Origin of the sequence: Methylobacterium persicinum (assembly GCF_022179525.1) — a bacterium.
Classification (GTDB): domain Bacteria; phylum Pseudomonadota; class Alphaproteobacteria; order Rhizobiales; family Beijerinckiaceae; genus Methylobacterium; species Methylobacterium persicinum.
Window position 1 is genome coordinate 1 of record NZ_BPQX01000059.1, and the last position, 24,708, is coordinate 24,708.

Here is a 24,708-nt window from a genome sequence, read left to right on the forward strand (position 1 = left end):
GGCCGTCACCGCCGCCCTGCCCGAGCGCAAGGATGGCCGGTCGCGCCTGCGCCTCGCCTAGCCAGACGGCGCCCGGAAACTTGCCGCTGAGGCGGTTCGATGACACAAGCGCGGCGCGGCGGGGCTCCCCCTCCGCGCCGGCGTCCTGCAACCTTTCAGACGAGCGATGGCTGAGGCCACCCTTCCCGGCCCGACCGAGGCCGGCCCCGTGCTGATTACCGGCGCGAGCGGCTTCCTCGGCTCCGCCCTGGTCGACGTATTCCGCCGGGCCGGCTTCCCGGTGCGCATCCTCGTGCGCGCCACGAGCCCTCGCACCAACCTGACGTGGTCCGACGTCGAGATCGTGACCGGCGACATGCGCGACCCCGCCTCCGTCGCGGAGGCGATGCGCGGGCAGCGCTACTTGATCCACGCCGCCGCCGACTACCGGCTGTGGGCGCCGGACATGGAGGAGATCGTCCGCACCAACCGCGACGGGACCCGGCTGATGATGCGTGCTGCCCTCGACGCGGGCGTGGAGCGCGTCGTCTACACGTCGAGCGTCGCCACGATCCGCCCGCCCGCGGACGGCAGGACGCCCTCCGACGAGACCATGCCCCTCACGCCCGAGACGGCGATCGGCGCCTACAAGCGCAGCAAGGTCGTGGCCGAACGGGTGGTGGAGGAGATGGTCGCCCGGGACGGGCTGCCCGCGGTGATCGTCAACCCCTCGACGCCCATCGGGCCCCGGGATGTGAAGCCGACGCCCACGGGGCGGATCATCCAGGAGGCGGCGCTTGGCAAGATGCCGGCCTTCGTCGATACCGGCCTGAACCTCGCCCATGTGGACGACGTGGCCGCCGGGCACCTCCTCGCCCTTCGGAAGGGACGGATCGGCGAGCGTTACATCCTCGGCGGCGAGGACGTGTTCTTGTCGCAGATGCTGGCGGACATCGCCCGGATGGTCGGGCGCAAGCCGCCGACCGTGAACCTGCCCCGGGCCGTGGTCTATCCGGTCGCGTTCTTCGCGCAGCTCGCCGCGCGGTTCACCGGCAACCAGCCCTTCGCGACGATCGACGGCATCCGCATGTCCCGCTATCGGATGTTCTTCTCCGACAGGAAGGCGCGGGCCGAACTGGGCTACACCGCGCGGCCCTATCGCGAGGGCCTGTCGGACGCGATCGACTGGTTCCGGGGCGCGGGATACCTGAAATGACGAGCCTCGATACCGCGACCGCCACCCGCTCCGGCAAGGGTCATCGGGACGAGAACTTCCCCGTCGCCTCACACCTGATCCACCCCCGCCACCGGGGCGCGATCCTCGCCTTCTACAATTTCGTCCGCGCAGGCGACGACGTGGCCGACCACGCGGGTCTCCCGCCGGAGCGCAAGATCGCCCTGCTCGACGGGCTCGCCGACGCCCTGACCGGTGCGGGTCCCACGGATCCGGAAGCCGAGCCGCTGAAGGCCGAACTGTCCGTCCGCAGGCTGCCGCCCCGGCACGCCCTTGAATTGCTCGACGCCTTCAGGATGGACGCGCGCAAGAACCGCTACGCCGACTGGGACGAGCTGATCCACTATTGCCGCTACTCGGCCATGCCGGTGGGGCGTTTCGTCCTCGACATCCACGGCGAAGACCCGGCCCGGGTTTGGGGGCCGTCCGATGCGGTCTGCGCGGCCCTTCAGGTGATCAACCACCTCCAGGATTGCGGCAAGGATTTTCGCGATCTCGACCGGGTGTACCTGCCGCAGGATTGCCTGGACCGCCACGGCGCCACCATCGCCATGCTCGGCGAGGCGAAGGCGCCGCCGCAACTGCGCGCGGTGTTTCGCGAATTGGCGGGCCGCTGCCTCGACCTCCTGGACGAGGGTGCTGTCCTGCCCGACCTCATCGACGACACCCGCCTTTCCCTGGAGATCGCCGCCATCCACCGCCTCGCGGTGGTGCTGTCGCGGGGCCTGCTGGAGCGCGATCCGCTGTCCGAGAAGGTCCACCACGGCAAGGCCGCCTTCGCCCTCTTCGCCCTCCGGGGGGTGGCCGCCACCCTCGCCCGGCGCCCATTCCGCGGCCGGGTCGTCCGCGCCGCCATGCAGGGAGCACCCCGTTGAGCGCCACCGCGACGCCCGCTTCCGCAGGCGAGGCCGAGGCTCCGGCGCTGCCTGCCTCGGGCTCGTCGTTCTACACGGCCATGCGGCTTCTGCCGAAGGAGCGGCGGGAGGCGATGTACGCTGTCTACGCCTTCTGCCGGGCGGTGGACGACGTCGCCGACGACGGTGGCCCCCGGGACGTCCGCCGGGCGGAACTCGACCGCTGGCGCGCGGATATCGACGCCCTCTATGCCGGCCGGCCGATGGCGCGGACCCGCGACCTCGTGGAGCCAGTCGCACGCTTCGACCTGAAGCGGGAGGACTTCCAGGCCATCATCGACGGCATGGCGATGGACGCGGAAGAGGACATCGTCGCCCCCGACGAGGCGACCCTCGACCTGTACTGCGACCGGGTGGCGAGCGCCGTCGGGCGCCTGTCCGTGCGCATCTTCGGCATGCCCGAGGCGGACGGGATCGAGCTGGCTTGGCACCAGGGCCGGGCCCTGCAATTGACCAACATCCTGCGCGACATCGACGAGGATGCCGAGCGCAACCGCCTCTACCTGCCCCGGGAGAAGCTTGAGGCCATCGGGCTTACGACCCCGACGCCCCGGCAGGCGATCATGCACCCGCGGATCGGCGAGGTCTGTGCAGCCTTGGCCCGGGAGGCCGAGGCGCATTACCGGGCGAGCTGGGAGATCATCCGCCGCAACCCGCGGAAGGCCACGAAGGCCGCGCGGCTGATGGCGGCGGCCTACCACCTCTATCTCAAGGCCGTCGTCGCCCGGGGCTGGGTGCCGCCCCGTGCCAGGGTGAAGCCCGGCAAGCTGTCCTTGATCCTCGTCGCCCTGCGGCACGGCGTGATCTGATGGCCACCGTCCACATCGTCGGCGCCGGCCTCGCCGGGCTTTCGGCTGCCGTCTCGTTGAGTAAGGGCGGCCACGCGGTCGTCCTGCACGAGGCCGCCAAGCAAGCGGGCGGACGCTGTCGGTCCTACTACGATCCCACCCTCGGGCTGACGATCGACAACGGCAATCATCTGCTGCTCTCGGGAAATGCCGACGCCCTCGGCTTCCTCCGGGGGGTGGACGCCCCCGCCGACGCTCTGGTCGGACCGGACGAAGCAGTCTTCGATTTCGCGGATCTGAAATCCGGGCAGCGCTGGAAGCTCCGGCCCAATGCCGGGCGGCTTCCGTGGTGGGTGCTCAGTCCTTCGCGCAGAGTCCCTGGTACCCGCGCCCGCGATTACCTCGCGCCGCTGAGCATCCTCCGTGCCGCCGCCGGCAAGGCCGAGGGCGCAGGCGGAACGATCGGGCAGACCATGGAATGCACCGGGCCGCTCTACGAGCGCCTCTGGCATCCCGTGTTGCTCGCCGCCCTCAATACCGAGCCCCGCGACAGCGATGTGGGACTCGCCGCCCGGATCCTGCGCGAGACGCTGGGCGCGGGAGGGCGAGCTTGCAAGCCGCTCATCGCGATGGAGGGCCTGTCCTATGCCTTCGTCGATCCGGCGGTGCGCACGCTCCAGAAGCGCGGTGCCGACATCCGGTTCGGCCGGCGCTTGCGCAGCCTCGCTCACGACGGGGGGCGGATCACGGCCCTGACCTTCTCCGATGGCGAAGAGACCCTTGGAACGAGCGATTCGGTGGTGCTCGCCCTGCCGCCGTGGGTGGTAGCGGACCTGTTGCCCGAAATCCCCACACCGCTGGAGTTCCGCTCCATCGTCAACGCGCATTTCGCGGTCGTCCCGAAGCCAGGAAGCCCGCTGTTCTTAGGCGTCGTGAACAGTCTGACGGAGTGGCTCTTCGCCTATTCGGACCGTTATTCGGTGACGATATCCGGCGCGGATCGCCTGCTCGACGTTCCCCGGGAAGACCTCGCCCGGCAGATCTGGGGGGAGATCGCCACCCTCGGCAATCTTGCGCCGGAACTGCCTCGCTGGCAAATCGTCAAGGAGAAGCGTGCGACCTTTGCCGCGACACCGGCCGAGGCCGCGCGGCGGGCAGAGGCGCGCACCCGCCACACGAATCTCGTCCTGGCAGGCGACTGGACGGCAACGGGTCTGCCCTCGACGATCGAGGGGGCGATCCGTTCCGGCAAGACGGCCGCGCACGCTGTGATGTGTGCGGCATCACCTGCGCGCGGCGCAGCTTGAGGCATGGCGGGCGCGAGACGGCGACCGCAAGGCGAGGATCGATGAGAGAGGCCGTGAACAAGATAGAGGCGCTGCAGCGTCCGAAGACCCAGGACATCACCCTGGACGTGGTCGAGCGCAGCGTGAGCGCCGCGACGCAGGGCTTGAGCGCGATGGCGCAGGCCGACGGGCATATCTGCTTCGAGCTCGAAGCCGACGCAACCATCCCGTCCGAATACATCCTGTTCCACCACTTCCGCGGTTATCCTCCGGCCCCGGACCTCGAGCGCAAGATCGGCAACTACCTCCGTCGCCGGCAGGGGCCGCATGGCGGTTGGGCCCTCGTGCACGAGGGGCCCTTCGACATGAGCGCGACGGTCAAGGCCTATTTCTGCCTGAAGATGATCGGCGACGACATCGAGGCGCCGCACATGCGCCGGGCGCGCGAGGCCATCCTGACCCGCGGCGGCGCTGCGAACGCCAACGTCTTCACCCGCTTCCTCCTGGCCCTCTACGGCGAGGTGCCGTGGCGGGCGGTGCCGGTGATGCCGGTCGAGATCATGTTCCTTCCCAAGTGGTTTCCCTTCCACATCGACAAGGTGAGCTACTGGGCGCGCTGCACCATGGTGCCGATGTTCGTCCTGCAGGCCACGAAGCCGCGGGCCAAGAACTCCCGGGGCATCGGCGTGCAGGAACTGTTCGTCACCCCGCCGGAGCGCGTCCGTTCCTGGCCGGCCTCGCCGCATGCCACGTGGCCGTGGACGCCGATCTTCGGCTTCATCGACCGCATCCTCCAGAGCACCGAGCACCTGTTTCCGCAGAAGCCCCGGCGGCGGGCGATGGAGAAGGCCCGCGCCTGGGTCAGCGAGCGGCTCAACGGCGAAGACGGCCTCGGCGCCATCTTCCCGCCGATGGTCAACTCGGTGCTGATGTACGAGATTATGGGCTACACGCCCGATCATCCACAGGTGAAGGTCGCCCTTGAGGCCATCGAGAAGCTCGTGGTGGTCAAGGACGACGAAGCCTACGTCCAGCCCTGCGTATCGCCGGTCTGGGACACTGCCCTGGCGAGCCACGCCTTCCTCGAAGCCGGTGGCCCGGAGGCGGAGGCCAAGGCCCGCGAAGGGCTGGATTGGCTGAAGCCCCGGCAGGTGCTCGACATCGTCGGCGATTGGGCGGCCCGCAAACCGAAAGTCCGCCCCGGCGGCTGGGCCTTCCAGTACGCCAACGCCCACTACCCCGATCTCGACGACACCGCCGTGGTGGTCATGGCGATGGACCGGGCGATGCGTCAGCACGGCCTCGTGGCCGGCATGCCGGACTACAAGGCGGCCATCGCGCGGGCGCGGGAATGGGTCGTAGGCTTGCAGTCGGCCGATGGCGGCTGGGCGGCCTTCGACGCCGACAACAACTACATGTACCTCAACCACATCCCGTTCTCGGATCACGGTGCGCTCCTCGATCCGCCGACCGCGGACGTCACCGCCCGGGTCGTGGGCATGCTGGCGCAGCTCGGCGAGACCCGGGAAAGCTGCCGCGCCCTCGACCGGGGCGTGAACTACCTCCTGAACGACCAGGAGGAGGACGGTTCCTGGTACGGCCGCTGGGGTATGAATTTCATCTACGGCACATGGTCCGTCCTGAACGCCCTTAACGCCGCCGGCATTAGCCACGCCGACCCACGGATCCAGAAATCCGTGTCGTGGCTCATCCGCATCCAGAATCCGGATGGCGGCTGGGGTGAGGATGCCTCGTCCTACAAGATCGATCCGGCCTTCGAGGCGGGCTCGTCCACGGCTTCCCAGACCGCCTGGGCGCTGCTGGCCCTGATGGCGGCCGGGGCGACCGACGACCCGGCGGTGACGCGGGGCATCAACTTCCTCACCCGCACGCAGGATGCCGACGGGTTGTGGAGCGAGGAGCGCTATACGGCGACCGGGTTCCCGCGGGTGTTCTACCTGCGCTATCACGGGTATCCGAAGTTCTTCCCGCTCTGGGCGCTCGCCCGCTATCGCAACCTGAAGCAGAGCAACACCGGGCACGTTGCCTTCGGGATGTGACCGGCAAGTCCTCAAGCTCAGCCATGCCCGGCCGGGTGGCGCACATCGACCGTGCGCCGCCCGGAAGCGTCTCAGCCGGCCTCATGCGCCGAATGGCGTGACGACGCCGGGCCTTGGGGCTGGTAAGACGGCGCCGAACCGCCCCCGCGGCGGCTTGAGCAACCGACGAGTTTCGTGCCTTCCCCCGACCCCGATGAGCCCCGGCCTCGGCGCGTACCCGGCGCCCTCGCGGGCCTGATCCAGCCCCGCGCGATGATCGACCCCTCCTCACCCGTCCTCGCCGTCACAGGCCTCGCCCGCGAGCGCCGTATCGCGGCCGGAACCGCCGTGGAACCGATCGGGGCCGGTGGTGATCCCGTGCGCCTACGCGCGCTCCTCGACGCCCGCACCGTTCCTGGCTGCCGGGCGGTGGTGAGCTTCGGCATCGCGGGGGGATTGGATCCGAGCCTCAAGCCCGGCGACGTCGTGGTCGGTACGGGCGTCGTCTCGGCCGAGGGGCGACGCTCCGCCGACCTCGGTGCCGCGGCGGCCATGGTGGGGCTCCTCGCCGGCTTGCCGAACCGGGTGATCTCCGCGGACATTGCGGGGGTCGATGCCGCTGTCCTGGAAGTCTCCGCCAAGGAGGAGCTCCGCGGGAAGACAGGGGCCGCCGCCGTCGATATGGAATCCCACGTAGCCGCCGCCTTCGCCGGCCGGCACGGCCTGCCCTTCGCCGCCCTCCGGGTCATCTGCGATCCCGCCGACCGGGCCTTGCCGGCCTTCGCGGCCAACGCCCTCACCCCGGACGGCGAGCCGGATATCAGAGGGGTGGTCTCGGCACTGGTATTCGGGCGCGCCCGGATCGGCGATCTGATGCGCCTTGGCCGGGATTCAAACGCCGCCTTCGCCGTTCTGGCGCGCTGTCGCCAGTGCTTGGGGGTTGGCCTTGGCTTTCCCCCGCCGCCTTCCGCGAACCCCTGAACGAAAAAGGCGCCGGTCGTTGAGACCGGCGCCAGTGGGGGAATGCCATGAGCGGGGCCGGGCCTCGGAAGGCCCGGTCCGGAAGCCGGATCAGCCGGCCTTGCCGAGGGAGATCGCCACGAAGCGGGTCTGCCCCTTGGCGCTCTTCACCCGCATGAGGACCGCCTTGCGGCCGCTGCTCTCGGCGGCGCGGACTTGGTTCACCACGTCCGAGGGGCTGGAGACCGACTGACCGCCCACATCGAGGATCAGGTCGCCCTGCTCGATGCCCTTCGCGGCGGCCGGGCCATCCGGGTCAACCTGCACCACGGCGACACCCTCATCCGATAAGCCGACCTGCGCCGCCGGGGCGAGGCCCAGGCCGAGGCGGACCTGACCAGATCCATCCTCCTCACGGCTCGCCACCTTGGTCCCGTCGTTGGGCATGGTGCCGAGGGTCACCGTCGCGGTATCCGACTTGCCGCCCCGGAGGTAGCTCAGCTCCACCTTCGCGCCGGGCTTCATCGACGCGATGCGGCGGGACAGCTCGCGGGCGCTCTCCACGGCCTCGCCGTTCACCTTGTCGATGACGTCGCCGGACTTCAGGCCAGCCTTGGCAGCGGGCGTGCCGTTCTCGGCATGATCGACCAGGGCACCCTTCGCCTTGTCGAGGCCGAGGCCCTCGGCGATGTCCTGCGTCACCGGCTGGATCTGGATGCCGAGGTAGCCGCGGGCCACCTTGCCGTCCGTGCGCAGCTGATCCACCACCGCCTGGACTGTCTCGGCGGGAATGGCGAAGGCGAGGCCGACGCTACCACCCGAGGGCGACGCGATGGCCGTGTTCATGCCGACCACCTCGCCGTTGACGTTAAAGGTCGGGCCGCCGGAATTGCCCTTGTTGATGGGGGCGTCGATCTGCAGGAAGTCGTCGTAGGGGCCGGCGCCGATATCGCGGCCCCGGGCCGAGACGATACCCGCGGTCACGGTCCCGCCGAGGCCGAACGGGTTGCCGATGGCCACGACCCAGTCACCGACCTGCGGCACAGCCTTACCGAACTGCACGTAGGGGAAGTTGCTGCCCTCGTTGATCTTCAGCAGTGCCACGTCGGTCTTGGCATCCTTGCCGATGACCTTCGCATCAAGGGTACGGCCATCATCCAGGGTGACCTGCACGGTCTTGGCATGATCCACGACGTGGTTGTTCGTCACGACGTAGCCGTCCGCCGAGATGATGAAGCCCGAGCCGACCGCGCCGCGGCTGCCCCGATGCTGGGGCTGCATGTTCGGGCCGTTCTCGCCGAAGCGCTTGAAGAACTCACGCAGCTGCGGCGGGACGTTCTGGAGATTACGGCCCTGGCTGGGGCCGTCGTCGTCGTCGCTGCTCGCCGAATCGTCGAGCTTCACCTTCACCGAGACGACACCCGGCTTCACCTTGTTGACGATGCCTGCGAACGAGCCCGGCGGATGCTCCGGCGCCTCGATGGGCGACTTCGGCAGGGCCTGGGCGAAGGCAGGCGTCGCGGCCGGCAGGTAGCCGGACCCGACGGCGCCACCAGCGATCAACGCCGCGGCGGCGACGGAGGCGAGGGCACGGTTGGTATGGCGGCGGGCGGTACGGGGCTCGGTCATGGGGCTCTCACACCTGGAAACGATCTGGACGACGCCTGTCGCGGCCGTCGATGGGATCGTTCTAGGCGCCCGGCCCTCACCCCGGTGTGGCGGGCAGATTACCGTTTTGTCAGGTGACGAGGCCGAAGCTGCGTCTCCCTCACCACATCATCCGTGAGTCCGATCGGAAAGACGACGATCCTTTCCGGCCTTCACGAGCGAAGCCATCCAGGGTAGCGCGACCGCGATTGACCTCACGCGCCCCTGGATCACTTCGCTACGCTCGTGATGGCGGAGCGGAAGCCTACTCCCCGCCCAACCGTGCCAGCGCCTCGTCGATCTTCACGAGCCGCGCGCTCTCGGCCTCGCGGCGCTCGCGGTTCTCCTCGATGATCTCTTCGGGGGCACGGGCGACGAAGTCGGCGTTGGCGAGTTTGGCATCGACCTTCTTGATCTCGCCCTCGGCCTTGGCCTTCTCCTTCTTCAGGCGGGTGACTTCCGCGGCGAGGTCCACGATGCCTTCGAGCGGCAGGGCCGCGACGCTGCCGCGGACCAGAAGTTGCACAGACTTGGCCGGCGGCGCGTCGGCGAAGCCGATCTCCGATAGGCGGGCGAGCCGGACCAGCGTCTCCCGCCATGCCTCGACCCGGGCCCGCACCGCCGCATCGGCGCCGACCAGCACCAATGGAATCTGCGCGCCAGCCGGCACGTTGGTCTCCGAGCGGGCCGATCGGATCTGCCCGATGAGATCGACCACGAAGCCGACCTCTTCCTCAGCGACCGAATCGGCGAGACCGGCGAGGTCCGGCCAGGGAGCAAGCGCCAGGAGACCGCGCCCCTCGATCCCCTCGCCCTTGATGCCCCAGAGCTCCTCGGTGAGGAACGGCATAAAGGGATGCAAAATCTTGGCGACTTGGTCGATGAGAAAAGCGATGCTCGCCTGCGTCTCCGCGCGGGCGGCCGGATCGGCCCCCTCCCCCTGCAGCACAGGCTTCGCCAGTTCCAGGTACCAGTCGCAGAAGATGTTCCAGGTAAAGCGATAGGCGGCGTTCGCGGCGTCGTTAAAGCGGTAGGCGGCCAAGGCGGCCTCGACTTCCGCCACGGCACGGGCCGCCTCGCCGAACGCCCATCTGTTGATCGCGCCCTTTACGGCGCGCGGATCGAAGGCCGCGTCGAGGCGACAGCCGTTCATCTCCGCGAACCGGGCCGCATTCCAGAGCTTCGTCGCGAAGTTGCGGTAACCCTGCACCCGGTCGGTGGAGAGCTTGATGTCCCGTCCCTGGACGGCGAGGGCGCAGAGGGTGAAGCGCAGGGCATCCGCGCCGACCTGCTCGATGAGGTCGAGGGGATCGACCACATTGCCCTTCGACTTCGACATCTTGGCGCCGGAGGCGTCGCGCACCAGCGTGTGCAGGTAGACGGTATCGAAGGGGACATCACCCGTGACGTGCAGCCCGAGCATCATCATGCGGGCGACCCAGAAGAACAGGATGTCCTTTCCGGTCACCAGGGTGTTGGTCGGGTAGAAGCGCGCGAGTTCCGGCGTTTTGTCGGGCCAGCCGAGGGTGGAGAACGGCCAGAGGCCGGACGAGAACCACGTGTCGAGGACATCTTCGTCGCGGGTCAGGGACACGGGCCGGCCATGCTTGGCCGCCGCCGCGTCGTGGGCCTTCTCCTCACTTTCGGCGACGAAGATGCCGCCCTCGTCGTCGTACCAGACCGGGATCTGGTGGCCCCACCACAACTGGCGCGAGATGCACCACGGCTCGATGTTGGTGAGCCACTGGAAGAAGATCTTCTCGTAGTTCTCGGGGACGAACTTGGTCTTGCCGTCGTGGACGGCCTGCATGGCACGCTCGGCCAGGGGTTTGACGTTCACGTACCACTGGTCGGTGAGATACGGCTCGATCACCACACCGGAGCGGTCGCCGTGCGGGACCATGTGGGTGTTGGGCTCGATGGTGCGCAGGCGTTCGCGCTGCTCCATCAGCTCCACCACGCGCTTGCGCGCCGCCGCCCGGTCGATCCCGTGTAGCGCGAGCACCTCCTGCTCCGGCGAGGCGCCGGCGAGGAAGGCCTCGTTCCCGTCGACCAACATCCGGCCCTCGGGGTCGAGGACGTTGATCATGGGCAGGCCGTGCCGGCGGCCGACCTCAAAGTCGTTGAAGTCATGAGCCGGGGTGATCTTGACCGCGCCAGTCCCCTTCTCGGGATCCGAGTAGCTGTCGGCCACGATGGGGATCAGCCTCCCGACCAGGGGCAGGCGCACGGACTTCCCGACCAGACCCGTGTAGCGCTCGTCTTCGGGGTGCACGGCCACGGCCGTATCGCCGAGCATGGTCTCCGGGCGTGTGGTGGCCACCGTGATGACCTCGCCGGTTTCCGCGCCGGAGGCATCCACGACAGGATAATCGAAGTGCCAAAGGTGGCCCTTCACTTCGATCTGCTGGACCTCAAGATCGGAAATCGCCGTCTGGAACCGCGGGTCCCAGTTCACGAGGCGCTTGTCGCGATAGATCAAGCCGTCCTTGTGCAAGTCCACGAAGGTCTTGAGCACGGCGCGGCTCAGGCCCTCGTCCATGGTGAAGCGCTCCCGCGTCCAGTCGCAGGAGGCGCCCAGCCGCTTCAGCTGCTCGACGATGGCGCCGCCGGATTCGGCTTTCCAGGCCCAGACCTTCTCAAGGAACGCCTCGCGGCCGATCTCCCGTCGGCCGGGCTCCTTGCGCTCGGCCATGCGCCGCTCGACGACCATCTGGGTGGCGATGCCGGCATGGTCGGTGCCCGGCTGCCAGAGTACGTCGCGCCCGCGCATGCGCTCGAAGCGGCAGAGCACATCCTGCAGCGTGTTGTTGAGGGCGTGCCCCATATGCAGGGAGCCCGTCACGTTCGGCGGCGGGATTACGATGCAATAGGCCGCAGCCCCGGCCCGCTCGGGGCGGCCGGCACGGAAAGCGCCGGCCTCCTCCCAGGCGGCGCGGATGCGCGCCTCGACGGAAGCCGGATCGAAGGTTTTGTCCATCATCGCGAAAGTCGGGCCGGAAGCGGGCTGTCCTAAGGATCGAGCCCCGCTTTCGGCCGTCAGGCGCCCCGCGTCAACACGGGATGCGGCTCAGCGGCCCCGGGATACCCGCTCGATCTCCGCCCGCACGAGACGCTCGACGACCACCGGCAGGTTGTCGTCCAGCCACGCCTTCAGCATCGGACGCAGCATGTCCTGCACGATGTCTTCCAGGGTGCGGGCGTTGTTGGTCAGAACCGTATGCGCCAGCAGGTTGAAGGCGTTGCCGACGCTCGCGTCCGTGGTGGGCGAGATGAGGCGGTCCATCGCCGGGCGAGGGTCGGGGGTCGGGCGAACATCCGGGGCAGGCTCGACCTGCGGCGCGGGCTTCGGCTCCGGCGCAGGCGCGACCGGCTCCGGTGCCTTCGCGGCCGGGGGCGCCGGCGGAGGCGGCGGAGGTGCCATCATCTCCGGCTCGTCGGCCAGATCCTCGAAGCTGATCTCGTCGAAATCCAGGGAGACCGGCGTCTGAGCGGGCTCCTCCACAGGGGGCGGCGCGGGCTTCACGAGGGTAATGGGCGGCGTGGGGGTCGGAACCGGCTCCGCGACCTCGGCGAGGTCGAGGATGTCGTCCATGTCGGCCGGCTCGGGCTCGGGCTCGGCGGGCTTGGCGGCCTGATCATCGGCGATGATCCGCCGGATGGAGGCCAGGATCTCCTCCATGGAGGGTTCCTGCGCCTTCTCGGCAGCCTTGTCCTGAAACTGCGGGCTTGCTGCACTCATGACGGCGGCGTGCTCGGATGAAAAGAGACCGGAACGCGGCTCGCGACGAGCCGCAACTCAGTATTTCACGCCGTGGAGCGACGACAAGCCGGCGAAAGGCACAGTGCTCGCAAAAAACGACCGCCGCTCACAGGCGATCGCGCCGTCTCACCGCCCGTCAGGCGTGCGCAACCCAAACCACAGATCTTTGACCTGATCGTAGTGGATCTTCGCGCTGTAGGCTTCCACCGGCAACGCCGTGAACCGCGCCGTCAGCTGGCCCATCGCCTGCACCACGCCATACGAGTAGATCACCCGGTCGCGCTGGGCGACGATCAGGTTCACCCGCGAGTTCAGCAATTCCTGCTGGGCGTTGAGCACGTCGAGGGTGGTGCGCTGGCCGACGCGGGCCTCCTCGCGCACGCCGTTCAGGGCCACTTCGTTGGCCTGGACCTGGGCCTGCGCGGCGATGACCTGCGCCTTCGCGGCTTCGAGGCGACCCCAGAAATCAACGATCTGGGCTCGGATCTGATCGCGGATCTGATCGACCTGGATCCGGTACTGGCCCACCAGCTCCTTCTGCTGTCGAACCTGGGCGTAGACCTGGCCGCCCTCATAGATCGGGATCGTCACCCGGCCGACGAGCGAGGCGCTGACGCCGTTATCGCCCGGGAAAGAGCTATCGTACCGCTGTGAGACGGTGCCCTGAACGCTCGCCTGTGGATAGAGCTGGCCTTCGTAGACCTTCACCTGCGCTTCAGCGGCATCCAGGGCATGGATAGCCGAGCTGATCTGCGGATGTTCCTGCAGACCGATGGCGATCGCCGCGTCGAGGCTGCCTGGCACGTAACGGTCGAGGGGGCGGCCAGGCGCGAGGGAGCGCGGCTCGACACCGATGTTCTGCCGGTAGATGCCGATGGAGGTGCGAAGCGCGCTCTCCGCCGCGCTGACTTGGGAGCGGGCGCCGGCGAGGCGCGCTTCGGCCTGGGCGACGTCCGTGCGCGTGACTTCGCCGACATTGAAGCGGTCGCGCGTCTGCCGGAGCTGTTCTTCCAGCACTTCGACGTTGTTGCGATTCAGCTCCAGCGTCGCGGTATTGCTAAGCACGTTCATGTACGCCTGAACGGCGTTGTACAGAACCGTCAGCTCTGTGAAGCGCAGCGTCTCGCGCTGGCTGAAGACCGTCGATTCGGCCCGCCGGACGTTGTTGTCAGTCTGGAAGCCGTTGAAGATCGTCTGATTGATCGTCACGCCGGCGCCGCCGGGCGTGGTGGTCTGGTTCAGGTTGATGCTCGAGAACCGCCCCTGCGTGTAGGACGTGCCGATATCGGCGCTCAACGCCACCGTCGGGCGATAGCCGGACTGGGCGATGGCGACGTTCTCGTCGGTGTAGCGTGTGGTGGCGCGGCTGGCGTTGAGAGTCGGGTTACCACGGTAAGCCCTCGCGAGGGCTCCCTCCAATGTCTCGGCGCTGGCCTGATTTGCCATCAGAACCGCGGCGACGGCCGTGGCGGCAACGCCGGCACGGCAATACGCGAAGCGGTTTCTCGGCACTCGTAAACTCACAGTGCTCAACCCTTGCGGCCCTCGATGCTTCGGATGTCCGCCACCAGCATGGTGGTCGTGCGCTGACACGCGTACCTCCGAACAAGCCCGCCCTACGGGGACCTTAGCCGGAAGTCGTTAATTCGGCACGCGCTCTCAGCACCGTCACACCGGATTCATCGGGGGGTGGCGCATAAAGGCGACACTCGGACCGGGCTTACGAGCCGTCCGTCTCTCCGCCGCACCTGTCAGAAGGCGAAGGTCTTCGCCTCGGCGAAGGCGGCTAGGGCAGGCAGCGACGCGTCGAAGAGCGGTCGCGAGCCGTAGGCGTCACCGGCCCGGACGAAGACGGTCACCTTCGCCCCCTTGTCGGGGCCGAAAACGCAGACCAGCCGTCCGTCGTCCTTCAGCTGTTCGAGGAGCGTCTGCGGCCGGGTTTCCACCCGGCCGTTGATGAGAATGGCGTCGAACGGCCCCTGTTGAGGGGCGCCCGCCGCAAGGGGGCCGTCGAGGACGGTCGCCTGCCCGGCGAGACGCTCGCGGGCGGCGGCGGCGAGGTCGGGAATCGGTTCGAGGGCGGTGACGGTCGCCCCCAGGCGCTTCATCACGCAGGCGGCGTAGCCGTAACCCGTCGCTACATCGAGGGCCATGGAACCCGGCTGAAGCTTCAGGGCCTGAATCATCCGCCCCAGGACCATCGGCGCAGGGGTGACGCGGAGATCCTCACCAGCGGTTCCAAGCCGGATCGGCTGATCGATATAGGCGAAGGGCTCCTGGTTTTTCGGAACGAAGGTTTCCCGGGGGACCGAATCGAAGGCATCGAGAACGGCGTTGTCGTTCACGTCGAAGGTCCGCAACTGGCAGTCGACCATCAGCCGCCGCGCCTGCGCGTAATCGAGCATCGGATACCTCGTTCCCGAACCGGTCCGGCAAGCCGCGCCCGCCGTCGATGGCGCAAGCTTGAGCCTTCGCGGCGGGTTTTCGAAGATCGCTCTGCAAAAGGCAAGGACGGGCTGAGGGACAGGGCCCCTACCCCTCGCTCACACGCCGAAGAACGGGTCCCGTCCGTCATCCGCCCGCGGCACCAGCTTACCGGCCGAGCGCAGGGGGAGGCCGGTCGCCAGGGCGATAACCAACCGTGCCAGACCATCCAAGGCCAAGCGCCCAGTTTCGGTGCGTTCGAGACGACGATCCATGACCTGCTCCCCCGATGAAGGATATCCATCTGGGGTGTCTTCGCCGTCGCATCACCGCGCGTTACGACGGGCCAAGCCGCCCGTGTGCGGGCCCGCACCCGGTCCGTTCAGTCCTTGGCCGGCACGCGCTTGTCGAGCCAGCCGGTGAGCCAGTCGGCGATGTCGAGGCTGTTCTTGTCCTGCATCAGCATGTGCGAATTGCCGTGGAAACCAATCTCCGGCAGCAGGATCAGCTCCGCACGTCCGCCCGCCGCATTCGCGGCGGCCACGAAGGCGCGGCACAGCTTGAGGCGGGGAGCCCAGCGCGGGGACTGATCCACGTAATCGCCGAACAGGACGAGAATCGGCAGGTCCTTGTAGGGAGCGAGGTCTTCCTTGGCCGGATCGGGGCAGGCGGCGGGCTCAAGGGCGACGATCGCCCGGATGCCGCCCCGGTCGAGGGCCGCCGTCTGGAACGGGTAGATGCCGGATTGCGAGTGCGAGACGAGCACGGCGCCCTTCAGGCGCTTCGCCAGTTCAGACAGCGCGGGCACGGTAGGATTTGGGACGGGCAGGGCCGCCGACCAGTCCGGCACCATCTGTTTCCAGAACTCGGCCTGCGCCTCCAGCGGGAACTGCATCCCGGGGAAGACCTTCGGGTATTCGGGTCCGAAGCGGAAGATGGCCCAGGCCGCCTCTCGACCCGCGGAAAAGACCGGCGGGAGGGTGTCCGCACCGGCCTTGCCCGACTTCACGGCATTGATCGCGCTCGGGTTTCCCGCCGAGCGGCCGCGCCAGGACTGATCGATGACATAGGTCGGGAAGCCCCGGCGCACGAAGTATTCGTCCCAGCCCATCCGCCCGTCGGGCGTGGTTTCCCAGGTCTTGCCCGTCAGGCAGCAGCCGTGGATCAGCACGAGGGGCGTCCGGACCGGCGAGACCGGGATCTGGTAGTGGACATAGACTTGGTCGACCGTGACGGTTCCGGACGGAGCGTAGGCCGGCAGGGTCGACAGGGTCTCGGAAGAGACGTCCCGGCCACCCACGAAGAAGCTTCCCTGCTCGGAAAGGGTAAGCGGCGGCGACGGCGCATCCGCCGCATGACCCGGCAGGGATGCCGCGGCGAAGGCCGCCAGGCACAAGGCGAAAACGCGCAGCATCGGGATCACCGTTCACGAACCTCGCCGGATCCACACAGTCCGACGTCGCGGCTGCGGCGGCGCGGGGATCGGCCCGGCCGCGTATTCTTCATGCCACGGCGCAGATTGGTCCGGCGAGGGCCGGACCGGCCATTCCATGACGGAACGGCCGGTCCCGGTACTTTGCCACCATCGGCGCGGCCCGCCTCCCCGCAGGGGGCGCAGGCCTTGGTCCTCAGGCGTGAGCGGTGTCTTCCTCGTCGATGTCCACGAGGAAGACGATATCCGCCTCGTCCTCGTCCCCCTCTTCGGTCTCGGCATCGGTGTAGCGGGGGTCGTCCACGAATTCGCCCTCGCCGTCATCCTCGGCGAGTGCGTCCTCGAACACCTCGATCTCGTCCTCCTTCGCCGGGCGGACGAGGAGGGGCGCTTTCCCGTCCCAGAGCGGCTTGCCGCCGCTCGTCATCGATTGGATGTCTTCCTTGAAGCCGTCGCAGGTGAAGAGGTCCTTGGCGGAGGCCTCATCGCTGTTGATGACTGCGACCGCCGTGCCCTCGATTTCCAGGGTGAACATGGCCGGCATCCTCTCTTCGACCGCGCCTGCACGCTCCCGAGCGGGCCGCGTGATGCGGCGTGCCCCCGTTTGGAAGCGTCCTGCCGCACGCGGTTGCTGTAGGGGGGAAGCCGGCGCGGGCCAACCCCGTCCCGGCGCGACTTACACTCCGGCACCCCGGGCCACGGCGCGCTTCACGACGGCCTGGACCTCCGGATTCGAGAGGAAGAGATCGTGGTTGATGAGGCCTCCGGCATAGTCCGAGGCGTCGGCGACACGCACGCCCAGGGCCTCGAGCTTGGCCCGGTCGGCGGCACCTGCCCGGGTCCCCCCGGCGATCGCCGCCGACAGTTCGAGGGCGCGGTCGTTGGTGGCCGAGATGACGGTGATCTTCGACACGTCGGGACCGAGTCGGGCGACTCCGTTGGAAAACAGGTCGAAGTCGATATCCGGCGCGGCGAGCACGACGGCGCCGATGCGCGCCATGGCCGCCTCCCCCGCTTCGGCGCGGAGCATGCGGATGGTCTCAAGCGTCAGCAGCGTCCCCATGGAATGCGCGACGATGAAGATGCGGCCCCCACTCGGCGCCGCCGCGAGGGATCGCAGCAGGTCCTCGAAGGCATCCCGCGACCACATCGCGCTCTCGCGGTCGTAGGCGTAATCGAGGGTCGCGGCGGCCGAGGGCCACGTGAACAGGCCGGAGACACCTTTGAATCGGATGCCGTCCGAAAGGCGCGCAGCGCTCACGGCGGCCGAGTCGAACGATTCGCGGTAGCCGTGGACGTAGATCAGTACGTCCCGTCCGAGGGCGGCCTGGGTGAAGGCGTCCGCCGCCCCGGGGCCGGACTCGACCTTGGGCACGGCGCCGACGGTCCAGTCTCCTGTGATCACGGAGGAGACCTTCCCGAGCAGAGAGCGGTCGGGGGGCGAGAGGCGCACCTCGGCGAAGCTCAAGCCCTTGCCCCGATCGGCGGAGAACCAGGGGGAATGCGGCGGGTTTCCCACCGGCTTCCGGGTGGTGGCCACGAGGAGCACCGGCATGACGTCGAGGGCCGATTGCTTCTCGGGCAAAGACTGACCCGTCCCGAGGTCATCGGTGACGCATCCGCCAAGCGACGGAGCAAGGCCTGCGGCGGCCGTGAGGGCGCCGGCCCGGAGGAGGAAGCGGCGAGAGGGGAGCCGAGACGACATGATCCGAGATGTGCACGAGCGGCCGCGCCGCCCTTGAAGCGCGACCGTAGCTCCACGATCGTGACCAAGGCGGGGCACGCGGCATGATTGACGCGCGTCCCGTCGCTCCGGCGCGGCGCAAAACTGGCACAAGATGAGGCAAATCCAACGTGACTTCAGTCGCTTGCGCCGATCTTCGTGCGAACGTCGAATTGTTAAGCTTACCGGCGGGTCGCCGGAATGGAGGGGATTTGCCGTAACCCCGCGGCAGCTGTCCGCCGGCTTTCGCCGCGGAGGCCGGAAAGTGCCTCTCGACGCTGGGCTTTTCCCCGGCCATGAAGGGGCATGGCACCTGCGATCGACATCGAAGCCCTGAGGGAACGGCTGCTCGCCGGCGACCGGGCGGCCCTGGCCCGTTCGATTACCTTGGTGGAATCGAAACGCGCCGATCACCGGGCGGCGGCAGCGGCGCTGATCGACGCCTTGCTCCCGCAGACGGGGCGCGCCATCCGGGTGGGCATCACAGGCGTGCCGGGGGTGGGGAAGTCGACCACCATCGACGCCTTGGGCTCGAATCTCACCGCATCGGGCCATCGGGTTGCGGTGCTGGCCGTCGATCCCTCCTCGTCGCGCACGGGCGGGTCCATCCTCGGCGACAAGACGCGAATGGCCCGGTTGGCGCACGATCCGAACGCCTTCATCCGGCCGTCGCCATCGTCCGGGACCCTCGGCGGTGTGGCCGCCAAGACCCGGGAGACGATGCTGCTATGCGAGGCCGCCGGCTTCGACGTCATCCTCGTGGAGACGGTCGGCGTCGGGCAATCGGAGACGGCTGTGGCCGATCTCACGGATTTCTTTCTCGTTCTGATGCTCCCCGGCGCGGGCGACGAGTTGCAGGGCATCAAGAAGGGTATTCTGGAACTCGCCGACATGATCGCCGTCAACAAGGCGGATGAAGGCGAGGCCGAAAGGCGGGCAAACGCGGCGGCTTCGGAATACCGCGCCGCGCTCCACATCCTCACCCCCGCCTCGGCGACGTGGACGCCGCCGGTGGTGACGATCTCCGGCTTCCACAATCTCCGCCTCGACGCCCTGTGGGCGAAGATTGTGGACCACCGGGAGAAGCTCACCGCCACCGGCGAGATCGCTGCGAAGCGGCGGGGTCAGGATGTGAAGTGGATGTGGGCCCTGGTGCACGAACGCCTGCACCAGCGCCTCGTCGGCACGGCCGAGGTGCGTCACAGGACGGCCGAAGCCGAAGCCGGCGTGTCCCGCGGGGAGGTCTCGCCCGCGGCTGGGGCAGCGGCCATCGCTGAGATGATCGGTCTCTGACGGTTCGCGCCCGCGCTTAACGGCCGTTCGTGGTTGGGACCGATCTGATCGCGTGGCCAGACCTCGCCGCGTCTCTTGTCGTGAGGCGCTGTTGCGGTACGCTCGAAAGGTTTCGGGTTGAACTGGATCGCACGCTTCACCGTCTTTGCGAGCGAAGCGAAGCAATCCAGGGATCCGCCACATCCGGTTAGGTTCCGCTGCCCTGGATTGCTTCGCTTCGCTCGCAAAGACGGTGACGCGGCTCAAATCAACCCTACACCGCACTAGCCGTCACACCTTCAGTATGTGGCCGAGGCTGGGGGAGCGGACAGCGTTCTACCGCAACGGCTTCGCGAGGTTCACGGCCAGGGCCGAGACCAAGGTAAGGGCGTAGCCGTCGTTCCGGGTGTCAGCGATTCGCTCGGCCTCACCACCGCTGTTGGCGGCGACCGACATCATCAACATCAGGCCGGTGATCGTCGCACCCAGGCCGGCGCTGAGGGCAAGATAGGCCCTGACAGCCGCACGAGGGACGATAGTCTCCACGGCGCAGTCGCCGAGGGTCAGCGGGGGAGTGCTACGGTCGCTCATGAGGCCGAATCCACCCGCGACGACACCGGCCGGACGATCCGGCGAAGCTCCTGCGGAGGCGATGGGTCGCTAACACGTAACGTGCCGGAACAGCAAAGGTTCAGTACCTTCTACGAGAAGTTGTCCGCGCTATTCATCGACACCGACGCGCGGACCGTTTCCCCGTCCTGGCCGGACGGGCGGGCCCCTTCTCCGTCGCGGAAATGGGACCCGCCTTTTCCGAGGGTCGGTACCGGGCGTCAGCCCTCGCTGGCCTGGGCCTGCCCGAGGGCCGCCTGCGCTGCTGCGAGGCGGGCGATCGGCACCCGATAGGGGGAGCAGGACACGTAATCGAGCCCAACCTGTTGGCAGAAGGCGATGGAGGCCGGATCGCCGCCGTGCTCGCCGCAGATCCCGAGCTTAATGTCCTTCCGGGTCGCCCGGCCGCGCTCGCAGCCGATGCGGACCAACTCGCCCACGCCTTCCTGGTCGATGGTGATGAACGGATCGGCGGCCAGGATGCCCTTCTGGGTGTAGGGCCCGAGGAAGGTCGCCGCGTCGTCGCGGGAGATGCCCAGCGCCGTCTGCGTCAGGTCGTTGGTGCCGAAGGAGAAGAACTCCGCCGTCTCGGCGATCTGGCCCGCCATGAGCGCGGCGCGGGGCAGCTCGATCATCGTGCCGACCTGATAGTCGAGCTTGGCACCCTTCTCCTCCTCGACGGCCTTCGCCGTGGCGTCGATCCGGCCCTTCACGAGATCGAACTCGGCGCGGGTGAAGACCAGCGGCACCATCACCTCCGGCGTCACCGGGCTGCCGGTCTCCTCGGCGGCCTGGATGGCGGCCTCGAAGATGGCCCGGGCCTGCATCTCCGCGATCTCCGGGAAGGCGATAGCGAGGCGGCAGCCACGGAAGCCGAGCATCGGGTTGTGCTCGGAGAGTTCGCGCATCCGCTGGCGGATCTTGTCCTCGGTCACGCCCGTGGCTTTCACCACCTCGCCGACTTCCTGATCGGTGTGTGGCAGGAACTCGTGCAAGGGCGGGTCGAGCAGGCGGATCGTCACCGGCAGGCCGGACATGATCTTGAACAGTTCGAGGAAGTCCTGCCGCTGGTAGGGCAGGATCTTGGCGAGCGCCGCCTTCCGGCCCTCGGCATCGTCGGCCAGAATCATTTCGCGCACGGCGATGATGCGGTCACCGTCGAAGAACATATGCTCGGTGCGGCACAGGCCGATTCCCTCGGCACCGAAGTTCCGGGCGGTGCGGGCGTCGGTGGGGGTGTCGGCGTTGGTGCGCACCTTCATGGTGCGGATGCCGTCGGCCCATTCCATCAGGGTCGCGAAGTCGCCGGAGAGTTCCGGCTCCAGCATTGCCACCTCTCCGAGGATCACTTGGCCGGTCGACCCGTCGATGGTGATCTTGTCGCCTGCCTTCAGGACCTTGCCGCCGACGGTCATCGTCTGCGCCTTGTAGTCGATGCGGATGGTGCCGACGCCGGAGACGCAGGGCTTGCCCATACCGCGGGCGACGACCGCCGCGTGGCTGGTCATGCCGCCGCGGGTGGTGAGGATGCCCTCGGCGGCGTGCATGCCGTGGATGTCCTCGGGCGAGGTTTCGACACGGACGAGGATGCACTTCCTCTCGGCCTTGCGATGGGCCTCGGCATCCTCCGAGTTGAACACGATCTCGCCCGTGGCGGCGCCCGGCGAGGCCGGCAGGCCGTTGGCGATGACCTTGCGCTCGGCCTTCGGGTCGATGGTCGGGTGCAGCAACTGGTCAAGGGCGGAGGGCTCCACCCGGCCGATGGCCTCATTGCGGGTGATCAGCCCCTCGGCCGCCAGATCCACGGCGATGCGCAGGGCCGCCTTGGCCGTACGCTTGCCGTTGCGGGTCTGGAGCATCCAGAGCTTCCCCTTCTCGATGGTGAACTCCATGTCCTGCATGTCACGGTAGTGGCTTTCCAGGATCCCGTAGATCCGGGTCAGCTCGCCGAAACAGTCCGGCATGGCGCTCTCGAGGGAGGGCTTGTCGCTCTTGGCCTCGGTCCTTGCCTTCTCCGTGATGTTCTGCGGGGTGCGGATACCCGCCACCACGTCCTCGCCCTGGGCGTTGATCAGGAACTCGCCGTAGAGCGCCCTTTCGCCGGTGGACGGGTTGCGGGTGAAGGCGACGCCGGTCGCCGACGTGTCGCCCATGTTGCCGAACACCATCGCCTGCACGTTGACGGCGGTGCCCCAGCTTTCGGGAATGCTATTCAGTTCGCGGTACTTCTTGGCCCGGGGAATCATCCACGAGTTGAAGACGGCGCCGATGGCGCCCCAGAGCTGATCGTCGGCGCCCTGCGGGAAGTCCGAGCCGTGCTCGTCGCGGACGATCTTCTTGTAGGTCTGGATCAGGGTCTTCCAGTCCTCGGCGCCGAGTTCGGTGTCGAGGTCGTAGCCCTTCGTCTCCTTGTACTGCTCCAGGGCCTCCTCGAAGGCGTGGTGCTCCACGTTCAGCACCACGTTCGAGTACATGGTGATGAAGCGGCGGTAGGAATCGTAGGCGAAGCGCTCGTCCCCGGCTTCCCGGGCCAGGGCCGAGACGGTCTCGTCGTTGAGGCCGAGGTTGAGCACCGTATCCATCATGCCGGGCATCGAGGCGCGGGCGCCCGAGCGGACCGACACGAGGAGCGGCGCCTTCGCATCCCCGAAGGAGCGGCCGGTGAGCTTGCCGACCTGCGCGAGGGCGGCGGCGACCTGGTCCTTCAGCTCCGGCGGGTACTGCTTCCCGTGATCGTAGTAATAGGTGCACACCTCGGTGGTGATGGTGAAGCCGGGGGGCACCGGCAGCCCGAGGTTGGACATCTCGGCAAGGTTCGCGCCCTTGCCGCCGAGCAGATCGCGCATCTGCGATTTGCCCTCTGCCTTCCCGTCACCGAAGGCGTAGACCCACTTCGCGTCACCAGCCATCTCGATCCCGCTCATCGCCTGCCGCTGGGCCATCGGAGCCCTTCCCGGCGGGGTGGACCATCTTGTACCGCAACGCAAGATGAACGACCCAGGCAATCAGCCGCGTTTCCGCCACAAAGTCCCCCGTCTGACAGCATAGGCCACCACGGGCGGAATTCGGCCCGGCATTCGCGGCTGCGACAGGCGTCGAATCCGCATTCCGACTGATGGGCTATCCCAAAGAAACTGATCGCGCCCGTGCTAGCCCGCGGGTCATGACAATCCGCGGAAAAGGCCGAGGCCGATGACGCCGACGGCAATCAGATAGATCGCGACGATGTAATTCAGCAGCCGCGGCATCACGAGGATCAGGATGCCGGCAATGATCGCGATGATCGGCTGCAGGTGCGAGACAGTGATCGTCATGGTGCGTCCCCGGTCAAGCTTGGCCGTGACCGTATGACGCCCGTGGGGAGGGAATGGTTCCGCCACCGGACAGCACCTCGTCATTGCGAGCGAAGCGAAGCAATTCAGGGAAGCGGGCCGTTTCCGACCGTGGCGCACCCCTGAATTGCTTCGCTCGCAAAGACAACGGAGCGTCGTACCCTTCCCGGAGGGAGGAGCACGACCTTCACGCTACATCGGAGGCTTCGGGGTCGGCGTAGTGGTCCCCGGGATGGGGTCCTTGGCTTCGCCCACCGGCAGGCTCACCTGCGTCGTCGGGTGGGCGAGCTCCGGATAGGGCTCGATCACCTTGGCGCCGTTCAGCGGCTTGTTGGCGCCGTTGTGGCAGGTGGCGCAGCTAATCTTGGCCACGTCCCCCGTCGGGCCGAGCCGGGCCGCCGGGAAGGTCGTGGTCAGGGGCCGCATGTAATCCGCGTTCAGTTCCCGGACCATCTTCACACCGTACCATGCATGCACCCGGTTCGGGGTGCTGGTCTCCCATTGGGCCACCGAGCGGGTGTTGTGGCAGAAGGTGCAGTTCACCCCCAGCGCCTGGGACATGGTGATCATGATCGCGAAGGTCCGCTCCGCATCCTGGATCGGTTTGCTCTTCGATTCGGGCAAGGCTGTCGTGGCGTTGACCCGGACGAAGGAGTCGGGAAGGTCCTTCTTCGCGTAGTACTCGTCGAAGACGCCGTAGGGCAGCGAGGTCAGGCCCACATTGGCCGAAGCGCGGTTCTGGCCGTTGTTGCGCGGGATGAACTTGCTGCTGGCCCCCGGGGGCGGCGTGTCGAACCAGATATTGGCCGGAACGGGGTTGCCCCGGTGGCAGGTGTAGCAGGTTACGCCCGCCTCGTGGACGTGGTTCTCCTTCCACGTCGAGTTGACGTACTGGGTCATCTGCAGCATCCGCCGGGCAACGCGCTTCTGATAGAGCTCGTCGGAGGCCATGTTCTCGGTGCTGTGGCAGTAGGTGCAGCCCTGCTGCGGCGCGACCCACTCGGTGATCGACACCATCACCCGGTTGAATTGCTCCGCCGAGAGATCGCCGAGTACCTGCACGTTCTCGTAGACGGCGGACGCCTTGTCGCCGGACGCGTCGGCGGGGTCGGCCGGCGGGGGCGCCCGGTTGGCCTCGGCGAGTTCCTCGTTGCCGGCCCTGGTCCGGATGAGGTCCATGCCGGTGCCGCGGAAGCCGGTCTGCTTGTTGGCCATCGGGGGGTGGGTCCAGCCCGCCCCGCCGAACATCGCGATGGTGAGGAAGAGGGCCAGGGCGGCCCCGGCGACGGAGAGAACGGTCTTCATG

At 68.0% G+C, this 24,708-nt stretch carries 20 protein-coding genes; 7 read left to right on the top strand and 13 right to left on the bottom strand.

The window, feature by feature from the left end:
• The first annotated feature begins 166 nt into the window (after positions 1-166).
• The 6 genes from hpnA (at position 167) to MFF22_RS21780 (ending at position 7,221) form a co-directional block, all read left to right on the top strand.
• A complete protein-coding gene (gene hpnA, locus MFF22_RS21755; protein ID WP_238252685.1) occupies positions 167-1,195 on the top strand; it encodes a hopanoid-associated sugar epimerase in 1,029 nt (342 codons plus the stop codon).
• Entirely contained in the window at positions 1,192-2,088 is an 897-nt protein-coding gene (gene hpnC, locus MFF22_RS21760) for a squalene synthase HpnC (RefSeq protein WP_238252686.1), read from the top strand. The genes hpnA and hpnC overlap by 4 nt, the downstream gene beginning before the upstream one ends.
• Positions 2,085-2,936, top strand: a complete 852-nt coding sequence (gene hpnD / locus MFF22_RS21765; RefSeq protein WP_238252687.1) for a presqualene diphosphate synthase HpnD — start codon at positions 2,085-2,087, stop codon at positions 2,934-2,936. The genes hpnC and hpnD overlap by 4 nt, the downstream gene beginning before the upstream one ends.
• Positions 2,936-4,222 carry a hydroxysqualene dehydroxylase HpnE gene (gene hpnE, locus MFF22_RS21770; protein ID WP_370877625.1) on the top strand — a complete coding sequence of 429 codons (1,287 nt, stop codon included), beginning with the start codon at positions 2,936-2,938 and terminating at the stop codon, positions 4,220-4,222. The genes hpnD and hpnE overlap by 1 nt, the downstream gene beginning before the upstream one ends.
• A 41-nt stretch (positions 4,223-4,263) precedes the next feature.
• Positions 4,264-6,261 carry a squalene--hopene cyclase gene (shc, locus tag MFF22_RS21775; RefSeq protein ID WP_238252688.1) on the top strand — a complete coding sequence of 666 codons (1,998 nt, stop codon included), beginning with the start codon at positions 4,264-4,266 and terminating at the stop codon, positions 6,259-6,261.
• 252 nt (positions 6,262-6,513) lie between these two features.
• Positions 6,514-7,221, top strand: coding sequence for a phosphorylase family protein (locus tag MFF22_RS21780; RefSeq protein WP_238252742.1), 708 nt, complete (start codon positions 6,514-6,516; stop codon positions 7,219-7,221).
• A 90-nt stretch (positions 7,222-7,311) separates the two neighbouring features.
• Here MFF22_RS21780 and MFF22_RS21785 read toward each other — a convergent pair whose 3' ends face one another.
• The 9 genes from MFF22_RS21785 to MFF22_RS21825 form a co-directional block, all read right to left on the bottom strand.
• Positions 7,312-8,829, bottom strand: a complete 1,518-nt coding sequence (locus tag MFF22_RS21785) for a Do family serine endopeptidase (protein WP_238252689.1) — start codon at positions 8,827-8,829, stop codon at positions 7,312-7,314.
• 283 nt (positions 8,830-9,112) lie between these two features.
• Positions 9,113-11,830, bottom strand: a complete 2,718-nt coding sequence (locus tag MFF22_RS21790) for a valine--tRNA ligase (protein WP_238252690.1) — start codon at positions 11,828-11,830, stop codon at positions 9,113-9,115.
• Between the two features lie 87 nt (positions 11,831-11,917).
• Positions 11,918-12,589 carry a PopZ family protein gene (locus tag MFF22_RS21795; RefSeq protein WP_238252691.1) on the bottom strand — a complete coding sequence of 224 codons (672 nt, stop codon included), beginning with the start codon at positions 12,587-12,589 and terminating at the stop codon, positions 11,918-11,920.
• A 147-nt stretch (positions 12,590-12,736) separates the two neighbouring features.
• Entirely contained in the window at positions 12,737-14,056 is a 1,320-nt protein-coding gene (locus tag MFF22_RS21800) for a TolC family outer membrane protein (RefSeq protein ID WP_370877626.1), read from the bottom strand.
• 305 nt (positions 14,057-14,361) lie between these two features.
• Positions 14,362-15,015, bottom strand: coding sequence for a protein-L-isoaspartate O-methyltransferase family protein (locus MFF22_RS21805; protein WP_238252693.1), 654 nt, complete (start codon positions 15,013-15,015; stop codon positions 14,362-14,364).
• A gap of 138 nt (positions 15,016-15,153) precedes the next feature.
• Entirely contained in the window at positions 15,154-15,309 is a 156-nt protein-coding gene (locus MFF22_RS21810) for a hypothetical protein (RefSeq protein WP_238252695.1), read from the bottom strand.
• Positions 15,310-15,416: 107 nt separating this feature from the next.
• Positions 15,417-16,448, bottom strand: a complete 1,032-nt coding sequence (locus MFF22_RS21815; protein ID WP_238252696.1) for an alpha/beta hydrolase family protein — start codon at positions 16,446-16,448, stop codon at positions 15,417-15,419.
• 214 nt (positions 16,449-16,662) lie between these two features.
• A complete protein-coding gene (locus tag MFF22_RS21820) occupies positions 16,663-17,001 on the bottom strand; it encodes a hypothetical protein (RefSeq protein WP_238252697.1) in 339 nt (112 codons plus the stop codon).
• Between the two features lie 141 nt (positions 17,002-17,142).
• On the bottom strand, positions 17,143-18,171 hold the full coding sequence (locus MFF22_RS21825; protein WP_238252698.1) for an alpha/beta hydrolase: 1,029 nt from the start codon (positions 18,169-18,171) through the stop codon (positions 17,143-17,145).
• Between the two features lie 324 nt (positions 18,172-18,495).
• Between MFF22_RS21825 and meaB the strand changes: the two genes are divergently transcribed.
• Complete coding sequence (gene meaB, locus MFF22_RS21830) at positions 18,496-19,482, top strand: methylmalonyl Co-A mutase-associated GTPase MeaB (protein ID WP_238252699.1); 987 nt, start codon at positions 18,496-18,498, stop codon at positions 19,480-19,482.
• A 315-nt stretch (positions 19,483-19,797) separates the two neighbouring features.
• On the opposite strand, the gene MFF22_RS21835 is transcribed toward meaB, so the two are convergent.
• From MFF22_RS21835 to pufC, 4 genes are all read right to left on the bottom strand, one after another.
• Positions 19,798-20,052, bottom strand: a complete 255-nt coding sequence (locus tag MFF22_RS21835; protein ID WP_238252700.1) for a hypothetical protein — start codon at positions 20,050-20,052, stop codon at positions 19,798-19,800.
• Positions 20,053-20,291: 239 nt separating this feature from the next.
• Complete coding sequence (gene ppdK, locus MFF22_RS21840) at positions 20,292-23,012, bottom strand: pyruvate, phosphate dikinase (protein ID WP_370877532.1); 2,721 nt, start codon at positions 23,010-23,012, stop codon at positions 20,292-20,294.
• Between the two features lie 219 nt (positions 23,013-23,231).
• Entirely contained in the window at positions 23,232-23,384 is a 153-nt protein-coding gene (locus MFF22_RS21845) for a DUF3096 domain-containing protein (protein ID WP_238252701.1), read from the bottom strand.
• Between the two features lie 210 nt (positions 23,385-23,594).
• Positions 23,595-24,707 (bottom strand): photosynthetic reaction center cytochrome PufC, encoded by a 1,113-nt coding sequence (gene pufC / locus MFF22_RS21850; protein ID WP_238252702.1) that lies wholly within the window; start codon positions 24,705-24,707, stop codon positions 23,595-23,597.
• Between the last annotated feature and the right edge of the window lies 1 nt (position 24,708).